We start from the raw sequence: 21,576 nt of genomic DNA on the forward strand, positions 1-21,576 counted from the left end.
TATTCCCTAAGACGATATAAATAATAATTATTCTCATTTAAAACGTCAAGGGCTAAATGAGAAAAAATCTCATTTATTTTTTAACACGCTAATATTTGCTTAATAAAATGGATCCTAGACTCAGTTAAAGGTGACTTTTTTTCAAAATTTTCAACTAGATATCCATTTTTTATCAATAGGTTCAGCATCTTGGGGAATTGATTTCGAGATTTAACCCTGAGCTGTGAGTACTTGTTCTTTCGCACCCAAGCTTCTTGGTGTTCCAGAAGTTTTTGCGCCACTCCTTTTTTTCGGGCGGATGGAATTAGTCCTCCTAACCAACTATAAAAAGTATCTCTATCCAATTCATAGCCAATCTTAAAGCCAAGTAATTGATGGTTTTCTTCCGCAACTTGAATGAGATACTTCTTATCCCTCAAACGACAGGCTAAACTCTCACTCGATTCCTTGTGCTCAAATTCATCAATACTCTGTATCACCTCAACACATTCCTCGAGTGTTCCGATGCGATATTCAATTCCCATTTATGCCTCCAAAAAAACAAAAGCTGGCTAACAAACGTCAGCCAGCTTTGTAGGGACCATTAATTCTATTACGATGATTGTAAAAACTTCGCCGATTCAGCATTATCTCTTGCCAGCCATTCAGCGACATCTTTGGCAAAGTAAGTCAGGATTCCATCAGCACCCGCTCGTTTAAAACAAAGCAGTGACTCCATGACCGTTTCACGTTCTTTTAGCCAACCATTTAAGAACGCTGCCTTGTGCATGGCATATTCACCTGACACCTGATAGGCAAATGTAGGAATACCAAGCTCAGATTTTACACGCCGTACAACATCAAGATAAGGCATTCCTGGTTTAACCATTACCATATCAGCGCCTTCATTGATATCCATGGCCACTTCATGGACAGCTTCATCGCTATTTGCCGGATCCATTTGGTAATTATTTTTATTGCCACCTTTAAGATTACTCGCTGAGCCAACCGCGTCACGAAATGGTCCGTAGTAATGGGACGCATACTTAGCTGAATAAGCCATGATTTGGGTGTTGATATGTCCGGCTTCTTCCAAAGCTTCACGAATGGCTCCTATACGGCCATCCATCATATCTGATGGGGCAATAACATCAGCACCTGCTTGAGCATGAGACAAAGCTTGTTTGACTAAGACTTCTGTTGTCTCATCATTTTGAACATAACCTTCTTCGTCAATAATGCCATCTTGACCATGGGTCGTGAAAGGGTCCAAAGCAACATCGGTAATCACACCAATTTCTGGTACGTGTTCTTTCAAAGAACGAACCGCTCTCTGTATCAATCCCTCTGGATTATATGCTTCGGCAGCACATAAGCTTTTAGCATCTTGATTCACCACAGGGAACAGAGCGATTGCTGGAACACCCAATCGCGCGAGGTATTGAGCCTCTTCCAGCATTAGATCAATAGATAATCGCTCTACTCCAGGCATTGACTCCACGGTCTCGCGACGATCTTTACCCATCAAGATAAACATTGGGTAAATCAGATCACTGACTGTAATCTGACTCTCTGCCATAAGGCGGCGACTAAAGTCATGTTTACGCATACGACGCATACGACGACCAGGAAACTGGCCTTGAATGGAAACGGACACTCTATTCTCCTTATGTGGTGAAAGTGCTTGATTTGCATAATATCACTCCTGAGAGCCGACGCTAGCAGCAAGTGATAAAAATACAAAAAATGACCAAATGCTCACACTGCCGTATACTCTTTGCCATCAAGCTTTATAGAGATTACCTATGATCGATACTCACGCGCACATTTATGCCAGCGAATTTGACGACGACCGTGATCAGGTTGTGGCAAGAGCGCTTGCTCAGGGGATAGAGAAAATCTTGCTACCCAATATAGATCTTGAATCTATCCAGCCAATGCTGCAAACAGAAGCAAACTATCCAAATATATGTCGGTCCATGATGGGACTCCATCCTTGTTATGTGGATGGAGACTATGAAAACACATTAAAAATAATCCATAACTGGTTTGAAAAACATTCCTTTATTGCCGTTGGAGAAATAGGTATCGACCTCTACTGGGACAAAACCTATAAAAATGAGCAAGAAAAAGCATTTGTGACCCAATTGAATTGGGCCAAAGAGATGAAGCTTCCTGCAGTAATCCACACCCGAGACTCCATCAAAGAAACGCTAGAGCTACTCGAACAAGTTCAAGATGGTTCACTTTCCGGGGTCTTCCATTGCTTTGGAGGTAATATAGAACAGGCGAAGGCGATCAATGGACTCGGCTTTCACCTCGGACTCGGCGGAGTAAGTACATTCAAAAACGGCGGTATGGACAAAGTCATCCCCGAGCTCGATCTGAGCTATGTTCTGCTTGAAACCGACTGTCCATATTTAGCCCCTGTGCCCCATCGAGGCAAACGTAATGAACCGGCCTACATTTCATTAGTGGCAAAAAAGATTGCTGATTTACGAGAAATTACTTATGAAGAAGTTATATCACTAACAACAACCAACTCCAAGCTATTGTTTTCATTATAGAAAAAATCAAATTAACTTGTAGATAAAAAATAACGCCATAATCATAAGAAAGTTTTCATACTTTAATTTAATCACTACTGATTTACTATTGATAAGAAAAACAATTATTAGTCATCATAATATGCATTATCACAGTGGTTGCTTGCGCCGAAGGCATCGAACATTCTGGCAAAAGCTACTCGGCGTAAAGGAAATTTATAGATGCTCCCATTGCAAAGACGTGGTTAAAATAAGGTAGGCGTACTATTACTGTGTACATTTCTAAGAGGCTTACAGCTTGTGAGCCTCTTTTTACATTTAAAGTCTAAGTGACATAAATTAGAGTAATGTTCATCATAAAAAAGTAGCAAGTAGATACTATTCAAAACATGATGCAAATAAAATATTCATACATATGAAATAAAAAGAGATCTTATACGTAAATAATAAAAAACACCTTTAAATCAAAATGACACTTGTTTAGTATGATAGCGGTATACTAGGGAGGTAGTTATGTGCAATCACCATGATCATTTTCAAAGAGCACGACGTACACTTTGGCACAAGCTATTAGGTATCAAGGAGGTCTACATCTGTTCTAAATGTAATTATGTGATGAAGATAAAATAATTACTCCATATTATTTTTTCTTTCACCAGAGTAAAACCTCGCAAAAAATAGTCCGACTTCGAAAAGTAGGCACATAGGCACTGCTAGTAGGGTCTGAGAAATAATATCAGGCGGAGTTAGCATCATACCGACTACAAAAGCTCCAACGATAATATAAGGCCGCTTTTCACTTAAACTTTTAGGATTGGTTGCCCCAGTCCAACATAGCAAAATAATCGCTACAGGCACCTCAAAAGCAATGCCAAAGGCAAGAAACAAAGCAAGAACAAAATCTAAATAGCTGGAAATATCCGTCGCAAATTCTACCCCACCCAATGAAATTGCCGTAAAAAAGCCAAACACCAGTGGAAACACCACAAAATACGCAAAAGCAACGCCGCAATAGAAGAGCAATGAACTTGAAAACAGAAGAGGCATGATGAGCCGGCGTTCATGCTTATACAGCCCAGGGGCAACAAAAGCCCATACCTGATATAAGATGAAAGGCACTGCAATAAAAATAGAGGCAATCAGAGTTAACTTTAATGGCGTAAAGAAAGGTGATGCAACGTCGGTTGCAATCATTGTAGCACCTTGAGGCAAACGCTCTACAAGGGGGGCAGAGACAAACTCATAAATGTCATTGGCAAAATAAATCAGACCAAGAAATACAATTAAAACAGCGATGAGTGCACGAAGCAAACGGCTACGCAGCTCCAAAAGATGGCTAATCAAAGGCTGCGTTTGCTCAACAGATGGCATGAAAACCCCTACTGGAAAATATGATAAGAAATAGCTGTGACCATACCTAATAAAAAGTAGATTATTTGGCTTTTTTATTATTTGCCAAGGGTGATGTATCACCAACAACATCACTTTCTGATGAAGGCTTTAGATCATCAGGACTTTGAACTGTTACAACTTGATCGTCACGCTCACCTTCGCTCTGCCCCTGCCCTTTAGTATAGGGCCGCTGAACATCATGCGCAGCCTGTTTGAGCTGATCAACAGAGGACTGGAGCTCCGGAGATAAATCTTCCATACCCATCTGCTCAGCTTTGCGTAAGTTATCTTGTAGTTCCTGAACTTTGAGCTCATGAGAGATCTCGTCTTTGACGTTATTGGCCATGGTTTTGGCAGCACCGACAAAACGCGAGACACTACGAATCGCGTGAGGTAATCGCTCAGGGCCAAGGACAACCAGTCCAACAACTGAAATCAATATCAGCTCCCAAAAACCGATATCAAACACGAGTTATACCTGCTCTTTATCTTTTTTGTTCTCAGCAGCAGTATCGACTTTCTGCTGATCAAGATGCTTTGGCTCAAAATCTGCGTCTTTTTTTGCCGTATCGTCTTCACTCATGGCTTTCTTAAAGCCTTTCACCGCACTGCCCAAGTCACCTCCCATGCCGCGCAGTTTCTTAGTGCCAAATAAAAGCACAACAATAGCTGCAATAATCAGAAGTTGCCAAATACTAATACCACCCATTTTCTGTACCTCGGGCTATTTCAAATCAATTAAAATCTATCGCCTAACGGCGATAGGCTCTCCAACTAAGCAGCCAAAAAATCGCACCACCACTCGCTGTAACCAAGGATAGCGGATCGTACTGGCTGTTTACCAATATTGCTGAGCATACGACTAATGTCGCACCTACTCCAAATAAAAACTTCCCTTTCAACTGCTGACGTTTACTCACACGATAACCATCAAACAGCTCATCCATGCGCTGGTTCATCATTTTACCCTGACGTAAGCTGTCGTACAGCAACTCGGGCAATTCAGGTAATTTTTCTGCCCAAAACGGCGCTCGGTCCCTCACTGCGTTCAACAGAGCTTTAGGGCCGACCTGATTCATCATCCATTCTTCCAAGAAAGGTTTCGCTGTCTGCCACAAATCAAGTCGCGGATATAATTGACGTCCCAATCCCTCTACATAAAGCAGTGTTTTTTGTAACAAAACCAACTGCGGTTGAACTTCCATATTGAAGCGACGAGCGGTATTGAACAAATTCAACAACACATGACCAAATGATATATCACACAGTGGCTTAGCAAAAATAGGTTCACACACCACGCGTATAGCACTCTCGAATTCATCCAGATTCGTATCTTGTGGAACCCAACCTGATTCAACATGAAGCTCCGCTACACGGCGGTAGTCTCGGTTAAAAAAGGCCAGAAAGTTCTCTGCTAAATATCGCTTATCTTCACTATTTAGAGTACCAACTATACCGCAATCTAAACCAATCCATTGTGGGTTCTCTGGATGCTCCAAGCTAACAAAAACATTTCCTGGATGCATATCTGCATGAAAAAAGCTATCTCGAAACACTTGGGTAAAAAACACACTGACACCACGTTCAGCTAACAACTTCATGTTAGTGCCGTTAGCTTTCAAACCATCGATATCCGACACTTGGATGCCATATATTCGCTCAGAAACCATGACAGTTTTATTACTAAAGTCAGTAAAAACTTCAGGAACATACAATTCTTCACTGCCTTCAAAGTTTCGCCTAAGCTGAATGGCATTGGCTGCTTCACGCTGCAGATCTAATTCATCGAGCAGAGTTTTCTCATATTCTTGGACCACTTCCACAGGCTTCAAGCGACGCGTCTCAGGCAAGGCTTTCGCCACTATACGCGCCATGCGGTACATAAGTTTTAGATCCGCATCAATAACTGGACGAATATCGGGACGAATGACCTTTAACACCACTTGTTGATCATTTGATTTGAGTCTCGCGGTGTGAACTTGGGCAATAGAGGCCGAAGCAAGCGGAGTAATATCAAATTCAGTAAACCAATTATCAATCGGTCCGCCCAACGCGCGCTCAATCTGCTGCTGAGCGAGGTGACCGTCAAAGGGAGAGACTTGATCTTGAAGAAGCGCTAAAGGGTCAGCAATATGGGGCGGAAACAAATCGCGCCGAGTAGACATCATCTGGCCAAATTTTATCCAAACAGGTCCCAACTCCTGAAGTGCCAGCCGCAACCTCTCACCCAATTCTTTATCACTATGTTGATTTTTAATCCAAAATAAGGCTTTTCTGGCAAACAAAGGCGCTTTAGCCAGCTGATGCTCGGGAAGAAGTTCATCCAAACCATATTCAAGCTGGACCTTGATAATTCTGTAGAGACGTCTTAATTCGGCTGGAGTCATACTCTGTCCATAAGTTTATTCAATTTTGCTTCCACACGAGCGGTCCAACTCGCAACATCATCCACTTGATCGCAAAAATGTGCCACCTCCAAAGACGATGGAGCTAACTTCCATTCTTCGGTGATTGCTTGTGCAAGATGATTGGTGTGTTTTTCAACTCGCCTTGTAGCAAATTCTCTAAGTCCTGAGGCACTTTGGACTAGATTATGAGCGACAACATCTCCTGTTATTCTCGACAACCACTCTTCAACATCTGGCTTACAGTCAGATAGTAACTGAGAAAACTTTTGCGCTAGCTGGATATCACCCTCAAGCGTTAATTTATCTTGTTTAATCAATTGAGTAATGTTCGATTGCTCTCGTAGCTCTGATAAACTAGCAAGGTTAAGTGATAGATAACAATCTGGCTCGCCTTCGTAAGCAGCAAGTACATCAATCTTCTGACTAAACACAAAGGTAAGGGTTTTGTTGAGCTCTCTTAAATGAACTTGGATCACCTGTCCTTTTAGCCGTGAAAGACGACGTACCAGCTCAGGATCATCGTTAACTAAGATGTTCATGCTTGATTCGACAGCAGCAGTAATGAATGCTTCAAAGGGCATAAAGGTTTTCCCTATCAGAACTTGTAACCACGATGAAGAGCAACAATACCCCCGGTCAAGTTATGGTAACTGGTGTTTTCAAAACCTGCCGATTCCATCATACCTTTGAGTGTATTTTGATCTGGATGCATACGAATGGACTCAGCAAGATAACGGTAGCTTTCTGCATCGTTGGCCACCAGTTCGCCCATTTTTGGCAGTAGGTGGAAGGAATACGCATCGTACAGCTTCGACAATGGCTCAAATACAGGTTTAGAAAACTCTAACACCAGTAAGCGACCACCTGGTTTTAAAACCCGAAACATTGATGCTAATGCTTTATCTTTGTCCGTTACATTACGAAGACAAAAGCTAATAGTGATAGCATCAAAATAATTATCTGGAAACGGTAACTCTTCAGCGTTGGCTTGAACATAATGAACATTACCAACAACACCACTGTCACGAAGCTTGTCACGGCCGACATTGAGCATTGAGTTATTGATATCAGCAAGGATGACATGCCCTTTCTCACCGACGATTCGTGAGAACTTCGCCGTAAGATCTCCAGTACCACCACCTAAATCAAGCACTTTATGCCCTGGGCGAACCCCACTGCAATCAATGGTAAACCTTTTCCATAAGCGATGGATCCCGACCGACATCAAATCATTCATGATGTCATACTTTGCAGCAACGGAATGAAAGACTTGCGCGACCTTAGCGACTTTGTCCTCTTTGGCTACCGTGCTAAAGCCAAAATGCGTGGTTTCATTTGATTCTATAGCGGTATCTAACTTCTCGCCTGTATCTGTCATGACAATTCCTCTTAGAGCAGCGTTATGAATTAATACGACCTCAGCGCTGCGAGCGATTAGTTTACTTTATCCTCAGCTTGTTGTCTTTCATCGATAGAATCATTTTCAACTCCAGAATTATTTTCCTGCAACCCATCATAACTTGCCAAACTCGTCACACTGGGGGCAATGGGCCTCTTTACCTCAACCCCAAGCTGTTTAAAGCTTTCTGCCTGTCGAATCATATTGCCTCGCCCGCTAGCAAGTTTGTTCATCGCTCCCTGATAACTCTGATTTGCTTTGTCTAATGCGCCACCAAGATTTTGCATATCATCAACAAACAAGCGTAGCTTGTCATACAGTTTGCTCGCTTTGTCAGCGATAACTTGTGCATTTTGGTTTTGACGCTCGTTGCGCCACAGGTTGTCTATCGTGCGAAGGGCAACCAACAATGTGGTTGGACTCACCAAAATAATGTTTTGCTCTAGCGCATCTTTAACTAAACTCGGGTCAGCCTGAATGGCCAACTGAAAAGCAGGTTCTACTGGCACGAACAACAATACATAATCTAAGGTTTCTATCCCTTTAAGCTTATGATAATCCTTTTGTGATAGCCCTTTAATGTGTGTTCTTACTGATAGTAGATGCTCACTTAAGGCTTTATCTCTCATTTCATCGGATTGGGCATTAAAATACCGCTCGTAAGCAACCAGAGCCATTTTTGAGTCAACAACAACTTGCTTATTATTGGGCAAGTAAACAATAACATCTGGCTGGAAGCGTTTACCTGACTCATCTTGTAAGCTCACCTGCGTCTGATATTCATGCCCTTCACGTAAACCTGATTCAGCTAACACACGCGCTAAAACCACCTCACCCCAATTGCCTTGCTGTTTGTTATCACCTTTAAGAGCTTGAGTTAGGTTAACTGCTTCTCGGGCCATCTGCTCGTTAAGCCGCTGAAGATTCTTTAACTCATGAACCAGAGTATGACGCTCTTTTGCTTCTAGGTTGAAGCTGTCATTAACCTGCTTCTTAAAGCCTTCCAACTGGAGTTTCAGCGGTGATAATATCGCATCCAAACTTTGTTTATTTTGCTGGTCGACTTTCGCTGTTTTAGCGTCAAATAGTTGATGCGCTAACTGCTCAAATTGTTGTTTGAGACGAACTTCTGCCCGCTCCAGCAGTTGCAGCTTATCTTGGTTGGCTTTATTTTCTTCTTGATGTCTTGCATCTTGCTCTCGAAGCTGTGCTTCAAGTTGCGCTTTTTGCTCTCGACAAATATCAAGCTGAGTGGCGTAATGCTGGCGCTCCTGTTTGAGTGTTTCCAAATAGCGAAGTTTTTCCAACGAAGCCATATGCTGGCCATGCACTTGCTTCAACTCATAGGCCGCTTTATCTCGTTCTGCGTCAAGTTGATCAAGCTCTTGATTTGCTTGTTCTAGGTTTTTTTTTAACTGGCTAATCTGCTCATTTGATAATTCTCGAGCAGATTCCATTTGCTGTTTTAAAAGCTGATGACCTAAGGTCATTTTCTGCTTTACCCACCAGCCAACTGCAACACCACTTAGAAGCGTACAACCTATTACGACCATAACTAGGGTCAAATTATCTAGAATCCACTGCATAATCAGGGGTTAACTCATATTTTCCATATGTTAAATGGTATTTTACCACTGGATAAATGTCCAGTTTGATGGTTGAATATCAAACCGATAGACTAGCGCCTTGAGTTGTATCTATCTAGGCAAGGGAATGTCATGAACGAACGTCGTGCAATCGGTTTAGGACTATCTGCTGTACTTTTATGGTCGACTGTGGCCACCGCCTTCAAACTCACCTTAGCAGAGTTAACACCTATACAAATGCTCACTGTCGCAAGTACAGTTTCGACACTTGCATTAACTTTAATATGCGCTTGGCAAGGAAAGTTATCTTCCATTAGTTCAACTTTTCTCGCCAATCCTTTCTATTACATATTGCTTGGGGTAATTAACCCCTTGTCATACTACCTTATTCTGTTCAAAGCCTATGACCTGCTGCCAGCCTCACAAGCTCAAGCGATCAATTACAGTTGGGCAATCACACTTACTGTTATGGCTGCTGTATTTCTCAAGCAAACAATACGCAGGCAAGACTGGGTTGCGTGTGCTTTAAGCTACTTTGGGGTCATTGTTATTGCGACTAAAGGTGACATTTTAAATATGACCTTCGACAGTCCGCTTGGAGTAGGCCTGGCTCTATTATCGACTTTATTATGGGCGGGTTACTGGATACTCAATACTAAAAATAAAGCCGACCCTATAGTAGCGGTTTTGCTAGGCTTTCTCGTCGCAACGCCGTGTGCACTACTAATTAGCTGGATAGAGGGCGCTAATTGGAATCATATTTCTTCACAAGGCTGGCTAGCGGCAACATACGTGGGCTTATTTGAAATGGGTATCACCTTCGTTCTCTGGCTAAGTGCATTAAAGCTTACCCAAAATACCGCACGGATCAGTAATCTTATTTTTGCGTCTCCCTTTATTTCCCTAGTGCTACTTGCAACCATCATCAAAGAACACATCCACCCAACCACCTTGATAGGGCTTGTACTTATTATTGCAGGCTTAGTCATCCAACAAATGAGGTTTAGGAGAAAGAATCAATACGAGCCTTCGTGTTAGCGGTACTAAAATAGCTGGTATGCCATTTCACTCCCTTGGCCTCTAACTGCATCAATTTTTTCTGTTAGATTAGAGTCCAAGTTCAACGCTATAGCAGCCTTATGTTTTTTTAAATACCCCTGCTTCTCTTTAGTGCTCATTGAATCCCAGCTTTGGTGAATATCCCTAGCCAGAAAGACTAGGCAGGCCAATCTTTTCGACTCTACAGCCTTGCTGGGGTGATTAACATTGGCAATCGCATCAATCAGTTCGGCAGGAAACTTCCAACTCTCAGCTAAAGCAGCTCCAAGCTGCTGAGCATCGGCTCCAAGGACATCTCTCTGTACCTCTATAGGATTACTACCCTTTTCAACACGCCGATTGATCTCCAACGCTTTTTCTGGCTCAAGAGAGTGAATCATAAGCTCACCGATATTATGTAGTATCCCAGCGATAAAAGCTTCATTTGGGTCAATTTTGACTTCCTTCGCTAACGCACCAGCGATAGTGGCAACCTCAAAGGTGCTGGCCCAGTAATCTTTAATATTGAGTGTTTCCAACTTAGGGAAGGTAGAAGCCAGAATTGATGAGGATATTAAATTGCGAATGGCCCCAATACCGATTCGCACGATTGCATCATTGATGTTCGACACACCCTTGACGCCACCGAACTGAGCAGAATTGGCCATTCTCAGCACCCTAGCTAACAAAACTTGATCCATCGCCATCTTTTTTGCCAGCTCACTAAAATCAATCTGATCGCTATTTACCATCTCAAGAAGCTCTTGAAGTACACTCTCTATTCTGGGTAGTTCATTGATTCTTGAAATCAGCCCTTGATAGCTCATATCATCCCCCGTAAGCAACATCTTTCTCATTTAATATAGGACAGAAATCACTCAACGGAACAATAAGCTAGAGCCCTCGCATACAAGCCACAGCGCAAAAAAAAGCAAATAGTTTCATATAATTGATAGCACTCACACAAATTATACATGTCAGTTCAAAGCCAGTTATTCCTTAATTGATCAAAGTACATTCATGTACTTACCTTGAGTAAAACATTCTATTGGTGGTGTTCAGTGAACCTTCAAGTTACTGCCTAAATTTGATGATATGATTTTATTTAATACCCTTAGTAACAAGCTCTCCAATCGTAATAAAAGCACCAAGATCGGTTATCGAGAAGCACAAGTATTGGAACTTCTAATCCAACACTCTCCCAATGTTGTTAAGAAATGCGACATCATTCAACATGCATGGGGAAATCAATATGTTGGCGAGACTTCTCTTGCTAAAAGTATCAGCTCACTGCGGCATGCACTGCTGAAGTTAGGTGCCAACGAATCGCCCATAGTTACCGTGCCCAAAGTAGGTTATAGACTAATTAACGACTGTATCGCTTGCGATACGCAAAAACCGGTCCAGATAGAGACCATACAAAAAGCTTTTGTCGACACATCAACACCTAAAGTCACAGTTAACGATCAACATGACACCATTTTTCACCATTACAGATTCTCTATCTGCTATCTCTCAGCTTTTATCTTATTATTTTCCTCGAGCCTACTCGCTTTTAGTAAATCTTATGGTTGGCACTGGGAAAACGTAAATAGCAAGCACTCACTAATGATAAGAAAAATAGATATGATTGATGTGATTAGTACTCCAGATACTCATCTAAGTCCTGAGCTTCTCGCCTTACTTTCCGAGCATCAATGCCACTGTGTTGTGTACTTCGAACAGAATGATCAGTATGCGGAGCTATCAGTAATGGACAGAAATAGTCGCCGCTCCATCAATATCTTTTACACTCAAGGGCAGCCACATATAGTCTCAAGCCAGATAATAGGTTTTCTTGAAGACAGTCAATTATGATCCCCTATCTGACTCTCATCTGCTCCGTAATCGTATTTCTTTTTGTCCTCGCTCTCCCTTGGTCCAATCAGGTAGAGGGAAATCACTATCAACATACCGAAGTACGTATCCAACAAAACCAGAAGGTCTTTCGCTCAGACGGGATCACCCGAATTGAAAATAATCATGTCGTCCACCTTGCTTCGCTAAAAGACAGTTCGATGCAAGATCCAGTAGTGATTCGTTTTTCTGGTAAGGCTAAGTCATTTGACCAATTTGGTTTCTCTCTGTCCGGAACACTTGATTTAATGTCAGTACAAAGTTTACGACCAGTCATAGATGATACAAGCATCTCTCCCTACCTCTTACTCAACAATGATCCCTACTCGGTAGATATTAAGATTTTATATACAGCGGAAGATTACATCCTTATCCGAGAGCAACCCAGCGGCCGAGTAAAGCTGCTGGCCAAGCGCGAACTAGCTCAATAAAGTCAATCCAACTTCGCGCAACATATTGTTATCCTTGTTAACAATCTAAACACTACAAGCATCTGATTTTAAGTTGGAATAAATTTCAATTCTTTTCAATACCTCAATATTTCTGAGTATGGAAAGGTAAACATCCTAGCGTTAACAAGTCGTTAACAACAGTGTGTAACCTCACCAACGTCACAGACATAAAGGGGAATATCCATGCCAACCATCAAAGTGCCCTTGTTCTCTATTGCTATCTTCATTTTTTCAAGCACAAGTCTTCATGCAAAGATTTATCCCGATCAGCTTGTTATTGATACGCTTGGTGAAGATATTTGCCGGTCAGAGTATCGCCCAATAAATAGGTTCGAGGCAGCTCAACACAAGGATTATCTCGTGGCTCGAATGGGCAAATGGCAAATTACTGGACTTGACGACAACTGGGTGATTATGGGCCCCGGTTACTATGGAAAAATTAAGCAGGATTTATCAAACCACCAGACTTGGTGCTACCCCAAGAAAGCCATCTCTGGCATCCCTCACTATCAATCCAGATCAATAAGCGAAGGTAATGAGCTTGATATCCAGTACCGACTTGTAACCAATCAAGAAAATTTCGTTAAACCACTTAGCTATCTAGCACACTATTTAGGTTATGCGTGGGTAGGCGGCAATCACGGCCAATATGTCGGAGAAGATATGGATATAAGGCGTGAAGGTGATAATTGGGTAATTCAAGGCAATCAAGATGGTACCTGTAACGGATATCGATGCAACGAAAAGACCAAAATGACCATAAGTAATTTTGCCTACACCCTTAATAAAGATGATTTTTGGCATGGCGACGTCACCGAGTCATCTCGCGAGCTGGTCAAAACCATTACTGCTGTGGCGAGAAACTATACCGACATCCCCCAACAGGTGGTGGTTGATCTAAAAGTTAACGAGTCTACAAACTGGTCAAAATCAAACAGCTTTGGTTTTGCGCAGAAAGTGACGACCGAAAATACCTTTAAATGGCCTCTGGTTGGCGATACTAAGCTGACCATCAACCTTGAATCCAACCAAAGCTTTGCCAGTACCAATGGCGGATCAGACAGTGAAAATATCATGCTTCAAGCAAGACCTATGGTACCCGCAAACTCTGAAATTCCAATTCGAGTTGAGCTTTATCGCGCAAGCATCTCTTACCCTTATCGTTTTGGGGCGAATATCAGCTACGACGTTACATTGAATGGGTTTTTGCGTTGGGGCGGTAATGCATGGTTTACGCATCCTAGTAATAGACCAAATCATACCCACACCTTTACCATGGGACGAGCTAGCAACCATTCTGCCGATCTTCGCTATCAATGGGATCATAGATACATTAATGGTGAAGTGAAATGGTGGGACTGGAGCTGGGCAATCAATGAATATGGCCTTGAAAATATGCAGCACACAACAGGCGCAAGTTTAAGACCATTTTACTCCTATGTCTCTGGGGAGTTTTACGCTGAGTCTCAATTTGCTGGAAGTATAGAAATAGGCCAGGCCAGCGCCATTAAAAAACAACATCTACATACAGAAAGACCTGTTGATGTGTCGAGTGACTTCGATAAGCAAGAACTCGACAGACTGGGTTTTAGCAACGCAGAATTCTCCATCAAAGTTGTCAACGAGTAAAACAGGCTCTTAAGCCAAAAAACGGAAGAGTGGCTACCTACTCTTCCGCTTTATCATTGATAGCAAAAAAGTCTAGATTATTATCAGGCTGTACTCCTACTGAGCACATCTAACATTATTTACAACTTCTACGCCACCATTACTAATTTCATCAATCTTTAGCGTGGCAAAAAATAGTTAGGTGAGTCCATAGCCTGAGCAGGGCATCCGCATGAATGAAAAATGATTCATGAAACAAGAATAAATATTATAATTTTATCCTTTTGATAATATAAAAAACCTGATATATATAATTAAAAAATCACCTTTTAACTATGCGATAGCGCAATACTAAATCGACTGCCTTGGCCAACTTGTGACGATAGTTTAATTGTCCCACCCAAGTTATCTACCATAGCCGCGGCGATTGATAGCCCTAGTCCATAACCCTCAGTGTTACTGCGACTCGTATCAACTCGATATAATCTTTCGAAAATGAGTGATTGGTATTTATACTCAATTCCAATTCCTGTATCAATAACATGAATTGCCACACCTTTATCACACGACTTTTCAATATCGACAGTAACTTGCCCACCTTCAGGTGTATATTTGATCGCGTTGTCCACTAAATTAACTAAAACTTGAGTCAGCTTATCTGGGTCTGATTCAATCACCACCTCTTCAACTGACGTAGTCATTAGAGTGATATTCTTTTGTTCAGCGACATCTTCAAACCAGCTTGATACCTTTTCTACCACCTCATTTATATTGGTTGAGACTTTTTTTATCTTACGCTTCCCTACTCTCTCATCATTTAACTTCATCAATGCGGTCAGCATATTACTAGCCTGCATCGCCTGTTCAGCGCAGTCAGCTAAAGCCTCTTTTACTTTACTCTCATCGGTATCTTCTTCACTCATGAGAGCGGTTTGCGAAGACAGCATAATTCGAGATAAAGGAGTACGAATATCATGAGCAATAGCATCAACTGTGGTGTTAAGTACTGTCGTAGTATGATGCAAACTGGTCACTGCTTCTTGAACGCTTGCACTAACAATGCTTAACCCTTGCGGTGCTTTGATCGGCTCTATACTGTCTAAATTACCGTGACGAAGCTGTTCTAACAAGTTGCCTAATGTCACCAAAGGGGTCATGGCATTGCGAATAATCCGCTGGGTAAAGATTGAAGTAATCACTAACATAACAAGCATTGCGTACAGGGTCGTTATCCAGTTTTCAAACGCAATCACGTAACGCTTTTGGTTATCAAGCACTAACCAAAAGTTCTGTGTATCGCCTTTTACTGGCACAACAAGATAAGGATTGAAAATGAAGCGTTCGATCCAATTTTCACTCTCTTGTTGCTGCGCCCTTGAACCAAGATAAGGTGAAAGCATTTCATCTCCGACGATAAGCGTTACTTGATCTGGTTTGTTAGCTTCAGTCACAAACACGCTAATCTTGTTATCAATCAAACGTTCTGGGTTTGCTTCCAGGACATGAATTAAACGTAGCGCAGAATCATATTTCAATATACGCTGATACTCCGAGGCCATAGAGGTAAGTATTTTGGTTTCAGCGCGATAAAGATCATAGAAAAAAAGCATGCCGACAGCGAGCTCTACTAGTAGCAGGCAAAACAAAAGCAAACCGATGAAGCGCAGTAATAATTTTTTTTCAGCACTGATAAGCGCCTGTTTAATGTTACGACTTGAGGACATAGCCAACTCCCCTCAATGTGTGAATCAGCGGTTTGACAAAACCTTTATCAACCTTGCTTCTTAAGCGGCAAACCAACACATCAACCACATTGGTTTGAGGATCAAACTGATGCCCCCATACTTGCTCTAGTATCGCGGTTTTTGACAACACCACCTCTGGGTTCTCCAATAAAAGTTTCATCAGTACAAACTCTCGCTGGTTTAAAGCGATAGCCTTACCCGCCCTCACTAATGAATGTTTCATCAAATCCAAAGTCAGATCATAATATTTCAGCTCATAAGACTGAGGTGAGCTTTGTTTTCCTCGGCGAAAGAGCGACTGACACCGCGCTAAAAGCTCAGGGAAAGCGAAGGGCTTCACTAAATAGTCGTCCGCGCCAGCTTTTAACCCAACGACTCTTTCCTCCACCGAATGTTTCGCGCTGAGAATAATAATTGGTGTTGTATACCCTTGGCCTCGATACTGTTCGAGCACTTCAAAACCTGTTTTCAGCGGTAACATAAGATCTAGGATAATCACGTCATAAGACTCCGTGCTTGCTTCGTGCAGCCCGTCAACACCATTAACCGTATGGGTTACTGTGCACCCCTCTTGCTGGAACCCGTTAAGCAGGAAACGGGCGATATGAGCATCATCTTCTATCAACAATATTTTCATTAGCCTTTCACTTTGATGGCGCTTGTATCAATCTACTTTATCAACAATAGTTGGTGAATTTCATCTAGATTACATTTTTGTAATCTTTGGGCAAGCTTCTGGTAATAGTGTTCTTGGTAGTCTGACTGTGTTGATAGCAACAATGTATTAGATGGAGTCATTATGAAAAACTTAAAACAAAACGCGCTAGTTACTGCTCTTGGTCTGTTCTCTGCTGCCCTATCTTTTGGCTCTGCAGCAGCAGACAAAAACCAAACTGTTTCTGTTAATCAAATTTCTTCAACAGCGGCACTCTCGCTAGTTAAGGAAGCCGTGCACAAGTGTGAGCTTGATGGATATAAAGTGACAGCAACTGTGGTTGACCTTTCTGGTAACGTACTTGCTCAGCTGCGCTCTGATGGTGCAGGCGTTCACACTCTGGAAAGCTCGCGCAAAAAAGCCTTTACCGTGGCAAGCATGAAACAGCCTTCTGGGAATCTGATGAATCTGATCGTCGACAAACCTATTCTTCAGCCACTGCAAAACATGGATGACAACTTACTGTTCTTAGCAGGTGGTGTGCCAATTCAAGTTAACAATGCCATAGTAGGTGCTATTGGCGTAGGCGGCGCACCGGGTGGTCACTTGGATACAGCCTGCGCAGAAAGCGCAATTAAAACGGTACTTTAATATCTAGGGAATACGATGCCATATTGAGTAAAGCTCTATGGCATCAGTTAGTTTAGGTCCACTCCACCTATTTTCAGTTCGGCGTTATCTAACGACTCTAGAATCCAAAGCTAGTGTATCCTATGCTTCACCACCTCAGTGTAAAATAAACAACCGACTATATAACTACTTTATTTATCGATTGGTTGTAGCTCTTGAAACAAAATTATCCCCTCAGCTTCAAAGAACAATGATCGCTGTATCTTGCAATCATTAACGCTCTTTTTTTATTACCTATCTTGTGACAAACAAAGGAAGATTTTTATTCCTTCACGTTATATACATATAAAAAATTTATATTTTAAAGATCTTGATATAAAGAAATAGATTGCATATAAAATATCTGAGGTTAAGTCATCACTTGATTAACCTAAATACTTTGATTGATCTATTAATATTGCTTCACTAGGAGAATGTTATGAACTCAATTGATTTAACACCACTTTACCGTACTACAATTGGATTTGACCGTATGGCAGCATTAATCAACAGTGCGCTGAGTTCAGATCCTATCCCCAGTGGGTATCCTCCCTACAATATTGAAATGCTAAACAATTGCGAGTACAGCATTACACTTGCAGTAGCTGGCTTTTCGCAGGACGACATCGACATCCAAGTAGAGAATGGATTGCTCACAATCAAAGGCGAGAAAGAAAGTACTGATAATGAGCAAAGTAAGCTGTTGTATCAAGGCATAGCAAATCGCTCATTTGAGCGACGCTTTAACCTCGCTGAATATGTAGAAGTCACTAGTGCCGATATGAAAGATGGGCTATTGACTGTACACCTTAAGAAAGAAATACCTGAAGCTATGAAACCAAAGCGTATTGAAATCAGTGTAAACAAAAAGGAGGCAATTGAGCATAAAAAGTAACCTGACTCGAGAGCTGCACATGCAGCTCTCACCGATACATTTTTTGAAGAATGATGTTTTCAAGGAGGATACAATGACTGTTTGCCCATCTTGTAAAACCGAAATGATTTCGAGAAATGGCATTCATGTTTGCCCTAGAAATGAGATTGGTGATTGCGCTTTTGACGCTTATACCGAACTCAAACAAGGTTATTATCTTAAACCTAAACTCCAAAATATTCCCGACCAATGGGCGATTCGGCAACCTAGCCGCCCCATATGTAATACGATAATTTAACAGATCGTAATTCTCGATGCGTAAAGATCAAGCGGGCCAAGTGCCCGTTTGCTATCTTTTTATCTCCATAATTCTGAACGCTTGATCCGATTCAGAGTAAATTCAGGCTTAACGATCAAACCAATACCAAGTTAGTAAAGATTGTCACACAATTGATTGAAATGGTTGATTAGTTTTGCAAAGACTTTAACACCTTAGACTGGCCGTAGATTTGAGCAAACTCTTGCAAGTTTAGCCCCGCCTTATTACGTAGCTCTGGCGAGCATTTAGCTTGGTAGAGATCGCTAGCAATACTGATTTCACGTTTTATCAGTGCGCCCATGAGGGCAGTGTGACCGCGTTTATCTTGCAAACAGGCATTAGCACCGGAGTCCAAAAGTAAGCGCACACTTTCTTTATTACCGCTGTAAGCAGCTACCATCAAGGCGGTATAGCTTTGGTTGTTGCGTTGGTCAACCGGAAAGCCCTGCGATACAAACGTCTCCAGCACCTCATTGTCACCTATTCGCGCTGCATCAAAAAATAGCTCCACCAAAGCTTGGTATTCTTCTTCCACCTTGGTTTCTGCGGCTAGTAAGTTAAATGACAGGCTGATCGAGAAAAGAACTGAGCTTAGTAATACTAGTGTTTTCATTTTCTTACCCTATAAAAATGGCCTGTGGGAGCCCTGATTTTCGGGCAGAAAAGAGCAGATACACCTCCCGCAGGCCAAAATTTATTCCTACATCATGGCTTTACTTTTAACACTCGCAAGGTCGGTATGGGTCGCCTTGGCAAGGCGCGTCCCATAATCTTTATCTGCGCGATAGAAGAAGCTGACCATAGTTTCCTTAACGTCTTTATCTAAAACTTGGTTTAAATCACCAGCCAAGTTAGCAATCAGATCGCTTTGATCTTGATAACTCATACTGCGATATAAAACACCAGCTTGATAATAATCACGAGGATTGTTGATTGCCTTTTGAATCACAGTGCCAGACAAAGGAGTTTGAACCGCTTTAAATTGCGTATCTTCAGACAAATCGAGTTGGCGACTCGGCTCATAATTCACATCCCCATTTGCCTTTTTAGCCTTATTACTTAGGCCATTTTGGTTATGATTATTCACCGTCGCGAGCGGACGATTGACTGGCAATTGAAATAGATTTGCACCTAAGCGGTAAAGCTGAGTGTCAGCGTAAGCAAACAAACGGCCTTGCAAAAGACGATCTTCAGATGGCTCGATTCCCGGAATAAGATTTGACGGCGCAAAGGCTGACTGCTCGGTATCTAGAAAGAAGTTTTCAGGTATCCGGTTAAGCGTCATAGTACCGACTTTTTTATCCGGTACGTTAAGCCAAACTTTAGTCGCATCAAGGCCATTATAATCGAGCTTACTGAGCTCTTCTGGTGACAGCACCTTGACATACAAATCCCATTTCGGGTAGTTACCACGACTGATTTCGGTATATAAATCATTAGTCAGATGATTAAAGTCCTGACTTTGCACTTTAGCTACTTCATTTGGGCGAAGGTTCTCTACACCTTGCTGACTCTTCCACTCAAACTTTACATAATTAACATCACCTTGGGTGTTAATCCATTTGTAAGCGTGGACACCAAAACCATTCATGGTGCGGTAACTAGCAGGCGTACCCAGATTACTATACACCCAAGTCAACATATTGGTTGAGCTTGGCTCATGACTAAAGAAGTCAAAAAATCGGTTTGGATCCTGAACGTTGGTCACAGGCGATGGTTTAAGAGAATGCACCATATCCGGAAATTTAATCGAATCACGGATGAAAAACACTGGTAGGTTATTACCTACTAGGTCCCAGTTGCCTTGCTCAGTGTAAAACTTGGTAGCAAAACCACGTGGATCGCGAAGGGTTTCAGGGGAACCTTTTGAGTGAACCACCGTCGAGAAGCGCACAAATACAGGTGTCACCTTACCACTTTCAGTAAAAGGAGCCGATGCAGTCAGCTGACTAAAATCACCTGAGGCAACAAACTCACCGTGAGCCCCTGTACCACGTGCATGGACTACACGCTCTGGGATACGTTCTCTGGCAAAGCGCTGCAGCTTCTGGATAAGATGAACGTCTTGCAATAATACGCTGCCGTTTTCTCCAGCAACGATTGAATTCTGATTGTCTCCAACTGGTGCGCCATTATCTCTTGTCAGAGTTTGCGCTTGTATCGATGCGCTAAACACGCCCACTGTAATAAACAAAGATATTTTTGACATCTGCATGGCTGCTCTCCAATGCATACTAACCCATTGACTCATCGAGTAGTCAATAGATACTCAAAAGCCCTTTTCCGCCCGAAAAACACTATATCTTCAATGGTTAAGTTTGTTTAATGGGAAACAACAATAGAATCAATAGGGATAATCGATGAAATTTTTCAGAGAGGCACTTGACCGCTTTTACACCAATTATTAGGAGAGCAGCCTGCAAGGGAATGTCCCAAAGTGGGTTATGTGTCGAGGTTAGAACAAAGATCTTGGGGTAGATTTGGTATAGAAAAACTCATGGGTAACAAGAAGCAAGACCTGCCCAGTGAGTTTTCAAAAAACCTTCATTTTCACTACATTAATAGTCATTATGCAACGGTGCACTATAGGTTGAAAACTGTTACGATCTTCTCACGATCAGTTGAAAGGATAAATATAATGACAACAATTGCTTACCTAACCATAGAGAGTATTGAAGGCGGCTTATTATCGATGGCTTGTAATACCCCAGATTCAATGGGTAATGGCTATCAAAGTGGCCATGAAAACGAGATTACAGTTCTAGGCTTTTCGCATAACATGTCATGGGAGAACCGTTCAGTTCATTCACCTATTCAAATCGTTAAAAAAGTAGATAAATCGAGTCCACTAATATCACAGGCATGCTCAGATGGAGCTGAATTAAAGTGTCAGCTTACTTTCTATCGCAATTCTCCTAGAGGCGGTACACAAGAAAAGTTTTACCAAATTGACTTAATTGGCGCTTTGATTAGAAATGTAAATATCGAAATGCCCAACGTGGCTCATTTT

23 protein-coding genes are annotated in these 21,576 nt (G+C 41.9%); 9 read left to right on the top strand and 14 right to left on the bottom strand.

All coding sequences use genetic code 11. The features are described 5' to 3' along the window. Positions 1–80: 80 nt before the first annotated feature. The gene (locus MHN79_RS17875) at positions 81–524 is read right to left on the bottom strand and encodes a GNAT family N-acetyltransferase (protein ID WP_239173974.1); all 444 of its coding nucleotides are present in this window, start codon (positions 522–524) and stop codon (positions 81–83) included. A 68-nt stretch (positions 525–592) separates the two neighbouring features. Next, a complete protein-coding gene (hemB, locus tag MHN79_RS17880; protein WP_152431548.1) occupies positions 593–1,636 on the bottom strand; it encodes a porphobilinogen synthase in 1,044 nt (347 codons plus the stop codon). A gap of 148 nt (positions 1,637–1,784) precedes the next feature. Here hemB and MHN79_RS17885 point away from each other — a divergent pair, with 148 nt between their 5' ends. Further along, positions 1,785–2,546 (top strand): TatD family hydrolase, encoded by a 762-nt coding sequence (locus MHN79_RS17885; RefSeq protein WP_239173975.1) that lies wholly within the window; start codon positions 1,785–1,787, stop codon positions 2,544–2,546. 609 nt (positions 2,547–3,155) lie between these two features. Here the strand turns inward: MHN79_RS17885 and tatC are convergent. The 7 genes from tatC to rmuC form a co-directional block, all read right to left on the bottom strand. After that, entirely contained in the window at positions 3,156–3,896 is a 741-nt protein-coding gene (gene tatC / locus MHN79_RS17890) for a twin-arginine translocase subunit TatC (protein ID WP_160932482.1), read from the bottom strand. Between the two features lie 61 nt (positions 3,897–3,957). After that, positions 3,958–4,386 carry a Sec-independent protein translocase protein TatB gene (gene tatB, locus MHN79_RS17895; RefSeq protein ID WP_160932480.1) on the bottom strand — a complete coding sequence of 143 codons (429 nt, stop codon included), beginning with the start codon at positions 4,384–4,386 and terminating at the stop codon, positions 3,958–3,960. A gap of 3 nt (positions 4,387–4,389) precedes the next feature. After that, positions 4,390–4,626: a Sec-independent protein translocase subunit TatA gene (tatA, locus tag MHN79_RS17900; RefSeq protein ID WP_239173976.1), complete on the bottom strand. Its 237-nt coding sequence runs from the start codon at positions 4,624–4,626 to the stop codon at positions 4,390–4,392. A gap of 43 nt (positions 4,627–4,669) precedes the next feature. Continuing rightward, positions 4,670–6,304 (bottom strand): ubiquinone biosynthesis regulatory protein kinase UbiB, encoded by a 1,635-nt coding sequence (gene ubiB / locus MHN79_RS17905; RefSeq protein ID WP_239173977.1) that lies wholly within the window; start codon positions 6,302–6,304, stop codon positions 4,670–4,672. Further along, positions 6,301–6,906, bottom strand: a complete 606-nt coding sequence (locus MHN79_RS17910) for an SCP2 domain-containing protein (protein WP_239173979.1) — start codon at positions 6,904–6,906, stop codon at positions 6,301–6,303. The genes ubiB and MHN79_RS17910 overlap by 4 nt, the downstream gene beginning before the upstream one ends. A 14-nt stretch (positions 6,907–6,920) precedes the next feature. Next, positions 6,921–7,703 carry a bifunctional demethylmenaquinone methyltransferase/2-methoxy-6-polyprenyl-1,4-benzoquinol methylase UbiE gene (gene ubiE, locus MHN79_RS17915; RefSeq protein WP_160932472.1) on the bottom strand — a complete coding sequence of 261 codons (783 nt, stop codon included), beginning with the start codon at positions 7,701–7,703 and terminating at the stop codon, positions 6,921–6,923. A 56-nt stretch (positions 7,704–7,759) separates the two neighbouring features. Beyond that, on the bottom strand, positions 7,760–9,310 hold the full coding sequence (gene rmuC, locus MHN79_RS17920) for a DNA recombination protein RmuC (RefSeq protein WP_239173981.1): 1,551 nt from the start codon (positions 9,308–9,310) through the stop codon (positions 7,760–7,762). 132 nt (positions 9,311–9,442) lie between these two features. Here rmuC and MHN79_RS17925 point away from each other — a divergent pair, with 132 nt between their 5' ends. Continuing rightward, on the top strand, positions 9,443–10,348 hold the full coding sequence (locus tag MHN79_RS17925; protein WP_239173983.1) for a DMT family transporter: 906 nt from the start codon (positions 9,443–9,445) through the stop codon (positions 10,346–10,348). Between the two features lie 5 nt (positions 10,349–10,353). Here MHN79_RS17925 and MHN79_RS17930 read toward each other — a convergent pair whose 3' ends face one another. Then, positions 10,354–11,175, bottom strand: a complete 822-nt coding sequence (locus tag MHN79_RS17930; RefSeq protein ID WP_239173985.1) for an HDOD domain-containing protein — start codon at positions 11,173–11,175, stop codon at positions 10,354–10,356. 268 nt (positions 11,176–11,443) lie between these two features. Between MHN79_RS17930 and MHN79_RS17935 the strand changes: the two genes are divergently transcribed. From MHN79_RS17935 to MHN79_RS17945, 3 genes are all read left to right on the top strand, one after another. Next, complete coding sequence (locus tag MHN79_RS17935) at positions 11,444–12,205, top strand: winged helix-turn-helix domain-containing protein (RefSeq protein WP_239173987.1); 762 nt, start codon at positions 11,444–11,446, stop codon at positions 12,203–12,205. After that, positions 12,202–12,675 carry a hypothetical protein gene (locus MHN79_RS17940; RefSeq protein ID WP_239173989.1) on the top strand — a complete coding sequence of 158 codons (474 nt, stop codon included), beginning with the start codon at positions 12,202–12,204 and terminating at the stop codon, positions 12,673–12,675. The genes MHN79_RS17935 and MHN79_RS17940 overlap by 4 nt, the downstream gene beginning before the upstream one ends. A gap of 204 nt (positions 12,676–12,879) precedes the next feature. Continuing rightward, on the top strand, positions 12,880–14,325 hold the full coding sequence (locus tag MHN79_RS17945; RefSeq protein ID WP_239173991.1) for an aerolysin family beta-barrel pore-forming toxin: 1,446 nt from the start codon (positions 12,880–12,882) through the stop codon (positions 14,323–14,325). A 308-nt stretch (positions 14,326–14,633) separates the two neighbouring features. Here the strand turns inward: MHN79_RS17945 and MHN79_RS17950 are convergent, their stop codons facing one another. Together MHN79_RS17950 and MHN79_RS17955 are read right to left on the bottom strand one after the other, a co-directional pair. After that, a complete protein-coding gene (locus tag MHN79_RS17950) occupies positions 14,634–16,028 on the bottom strand; it encodes a HAMP domain-containing sensor histidine kinase (RefSeq protein ID WP_239173993.1) in 1,395 nt (464 codons plus the stop codon). Continuing rightward, positions 16,012–16,686 carry a response regulator transcription factor gene (locus MHN79_RS17955; protein ID WP_239173995.1) on the bottom strand — a complete coding sequence of 225 codons (675 nt, stop codon included), beginning with the start codon at positions 16,684–16,686 and terminating at the stop codon, positions 16,012–16,014. Before MHN79_RS17955 ends, MHN79_RS17950 begins: the two co-directional genes overlap by 17 nt. 162 nt (positions 16,687–16,848) lie before the next feature. Between MHN79_RS17955 and MHN79_RS17960 the strand changes: the two genes are divergently transcribed. The 3 genes from MHN79_RS17960 to MHN79_RS17970 all read left to right on the top strand — a co-directional run bounded on the left by MHN79_RS17960 (position 16,849) and on the right by MHN79_RS17970 (position 18,545). Then, a complete protein-coding gene (locus tag MHN79_RS17960) occupies positions 16,849–17,355 on the top strand; it encodes a heme-binding protein (protein WP_239173997.1) in 507 nt (168 codons plus the stop codon). Positions 17,356–17,812: 457 nt separating this feature from the next. Then, a complete protein-coding gene (locus MHN79_RS17965) occupies positions 17,813–18,268 on the top strand; it encodes an Hsp20 family protein (RefSeq protein WP_152431564.1) in 456 nt (151 codons plus the stop codon). 73 nt (positions 18,269–18,341) lie between these two features. After that, positions 18,342–18,545, top strand: a complete 204-nt coding sequence (locus MHN79_RS17970; RefSeq protein WP_239173999.1) for a hypothetical protein — start codon at positions 18,342–18,344, stop codon at positions 18,543–18,545. A 169-nt stretch (positions 18,546–18,714) separates the two neighbouring features. Here the strand turns inward: MHN79_RS17970 and MHN79_RS17975 are convergent, their stop codons facing one another. Then, positions 18,715–19,179 (bottom strand): ankyrin repeat domain-containing protein, encoded by a 465-nt coding sequence (locus MHN79_RS17975; protein ID WP_239174001.1) that lies wholly within the window; start codon positions 19,177–19,179, stop codon positions 18,715–18,717. Positions 19,180–19,266: 87 nt separating this feature from the next. Next, positions 19,267–20,781, bottom strand: coding sequence for a catalase (locus tag MHN79_RS17980; RefSeq protein ID WP_239174003.1), 1,515 nt, complete (start codon positions 20,779–20,781; stop codon positions 19,267–19,269). Between the two features lie 423 nt (positions 20,782–21,204). On the opposite strand from MHN79_RS17980, the gene tssD reads away from it, so the two are divergent. After that, positions 21,205–21,576, top strand: a 372-nt coding sequence (tssD, locus tag MHN79_RS17985; RefSeq protein WP_239174006.1) for a type VI secretion system tube protein TssD, incomplete at its 3' end; no start/stop codon positions are given.

It is taken from the genome of Vibrio sp. Of14-4 (genome assembly GCF_022347625.1).
Lineage (GTDB): Bacteria > Pseudomonadota > Gammaproteobacteria > Enterobacterales > Vibrionaceae > Vibrio > Vibrio pristinus.

What these genes read in the sequence shown, in the direction of transcription:
- MHN79_RS17875 (WP_239173974.1), bottom strand. Translation starts at nt 524, where the DNA reads ATGGGAATTGAATATCGCATCGGAACACTCGAGGAATGTGTTGAGGTG.
- MHN79_RS17885 (WP_239173975.1), top strand. Translation starts at nt 1,785, where the DNA reads ATGATCGATACTCACGCGCACATTTATGCCAGCGAATTTGACGACGAC.
- tatC (WP_160932482.1), bottom strand. Translation starts at nt 3,896, where the DNA reads ATGCCATCTGTTGAGCAAACGCAGCCTTTGATTAGCCATCTTTTGGAG.
- tatA (WP_239173976.1), bottom strand. Translation starts at nt 4,626, where the DNA reads ATGGGTGGTATTAGTATTTGGCAACTTCTGATTATTGCAGCTATTGTT.
- ubiB (WP_239173977.1), bottom strand. Translation starts at nt 6,304, where the DNA reads ATGACTCCAGCCGAATTAAGACGTCTCTACAGAATTATCAAGGTCCAG.
- MHN79_RS17910 (WP_239173979.1), bottom strand. Translation starts at nt 6,906, where the DNA reads ATGCCCTTTGAAGCATTCATTACTGCTGCTGTCGAATCAAGCATGAAC.
- ubiE (WP_160932472.1), bottom strand. Translation starts at nt 7,703, where the DNA reads ATGACAGATACAGGCGAGAAGTTAGATACCGCTATAGAATCAAATGAA.
- rmuC (WP_239173981.1), bottom strand. Translation starts at nt 9,310, where the DNA reads ATGCAGTGGATTCTAGATAATTTGACCCTAGTTATGGTCGTAATAGGT.
- MHN79_RS17925 (WP_239173983.1), top strand. Translation starts at nt 9,443, where the DNA reads ATGAACGAACGTCGTGCAATCGGTTTAGGACTATCTGCTGTACTTTTA.
- MHN79_RS17930 (WP_239173985.1), bottom strand. Translation starts at nt 11,175, where the DNA reads ATGAGCTATCAAGGGCTGATTTCAAGAATCAATGAACTACCCAGAATA.
- MHN79_RS17935 (WP_239173987.1), top strand. Translation starts at nt 11,444, where the DNA reads ATGATTTTATTTAATACCCTTAGTAACAAGCTCTCCAATCGTAATAAA.
- MHN79_RS17940 (WP_239173989.1), top strand. Translation starts at nt 12,202, where the DNA reads ATGATCCCCTATCTGACTCTCATCTGCTCCGTAATCGTATTTCTTTTT.
- MHN79_RS17945 (WP_239173991.1), top strand. Translation starts at nt 12,880, where the DNA reads ATGCCAACCATCAAAGTGCCCTTGTTCTCTATTGCTATCTTCATTTTT.
- MHN79_RS17950 (WP_239173993.1), bottom strand. Translation starts at nt 16,028, where the DNA reads ATGTCCTCAAGTCGTAACATTAAACAGGCGCTTATCAGTGCTGAAAAA.
- MHN79_RS17955 (WP_239173995.1), bottom strand. Translation starts at nt 16,686, where the DNA reads ATGAAAATATTGTTGATAGAAGATGATGCTCATATCGCCCGTTTCCTG.
- MHN79_RS17960 (WP_239173997.1), top strand. Translation starts at nt 16,849, where the DNA reads ATGAAAAACTTAAAACAAAACGCGCTAGTTACTGCTCTTGGTCTGTTC.
- MHN79_RS17965 (WP_152431564.1), top strand. Translation starts at nt 17,813, where the DNA reads ATGAACTCAATTGATTTAACACCACTTTACCGTACTACAATTGGATTT.
- MHN79_RS17970 (WP_239173999.1), top strand. Translation starts at nt 18,342, where the DNA reads ATGACTGTTTGCCCATCTTGTAAAACCGAAATGATTTCGAGAAATGGC.
- MHN79_RS17975 (WP_239174001.1), bottom strand. Translation starts at nt 19,179, where the DNA reads ATGAAAACACTAGTATTACTAAGCTCAGTTCTTTTCTCGATCAGCCTG.
- MHN79_RS17980 (WP_239174003.1), bottom strand. Translation starts at nt 20,781, where the DNA reads ATGCAGATGTCAAAAATATCTTTGTTTATTACAGTGGGCGTGTTTAGC.